2 protein-coding genes are annotated in these 783 nt (G+C 64.4%); both read left to right on the forward strand.

Translation table 11 applies throughout. From position 1 onward, the window contains the following. Positions 1-337: FAD-binding protein (locus tag HMPREF9440_RS10580; RefSeq protein WP_008542298.1), on the forward strand; the 337-nt coding region annotated here is incomplete at its 5' end. 18 nt (positions 338-355) lie between these two features. Continuing rightward, positions 356-694: a cytochrome c3 family protein gene (locus HMPREF9440_RS05565; protein WP_008542299.1), complete on the forward strand. Its 339-nt coding sequence runs from the start codon at positions 356-358 to the stop codon at positions 692-694. Positions 695-783 lie beyond the last annotated feature (89 nt).

The following is a 783-nucleotide window of genomic DNA, read 5'->3' on the forward strand; positions in this document are numbered from 1 at the left end:
GGCCGAAATCGCCAAGTACAACGGTTGGATCAAGGAAGGCCGTGAGTTCGATCCGGACTTCCACCGTCCGCTGACGCCGAACGAAGGCGTCCTCATGGGGAAGGGCCCCTGGTACGGCCACCGCCTCACCTCGAAGCTCCACTACACGATGGGCGGCATCAAGATCAACGACCGCGCCGAAGTGATCGGTCAGGACTTCGAACCGATTCCGGGGCTCTACGCCGCGGGTGAAATCACCGGGGGCGTCCACGGCGTCACGCGCTTGGGCGGGAACTCGGTTCTGGACGGCATCGTCTTCGGGCGCATCGCCGGGAAGTCGGTCGCGCAGGCGAAGTAACCCAAGGGAGACAAAACCATGAAGAAGCACATTCTTGCGATCCTCGCCGCGGCCTCCCTCATCGGTTCGGCCGCCTACGCCGCGCCTTCGATGTCGCAGAAGCACAAGCTCGACTGCGCGGCCTGCCACGTGGACGGCGTAGGCAAGCCCGTCGCCACGGCCCAGTGCCAGACGTGCCACGATCCGAAGTCGTTCGAGCAGCACTACATGTTGAAGGACGGCACCCCCAATCCGCACGTCTCGATCCACTACCTGCCGGAGACGGTCGACTGCGAGCTCTGCCACCGCGAGCACTCGAAGTCGGTCAACTACTGCGAGGCCTGCCACGCGGACGGTCTCGGCTTCAAGGTTCCGTAACCTGAAGCGCGAGGCAGCGTCAAAGAACGCTCACAGCGGACGACGCCGGACGGAAGGGGTTCCTTCGACGTCGTCCGCCGTTTCGAGCG

The sequence above is a fragment of the Sutterella parvirubra YIT 11816 genome, assembly GCF_000250875.1.
Taxonomy (GTDB): Bacteria; Pseudomonadota; Gammaproteobacteria; order Burkholderiales; family Burkholderiaceae_F; genus Sutterella; species Sutterella parvirubra.

What these genes read in the sequence shown, in the direction of transcription:
- HMPREF9440_RS05565 (WP_008542299.1), top strand. Translation starts at nt 356, where the DNA reads ATGAAGAAGCACATTCTTGCGATCCTCGCCGCGGCCTCCCTCATCGGT.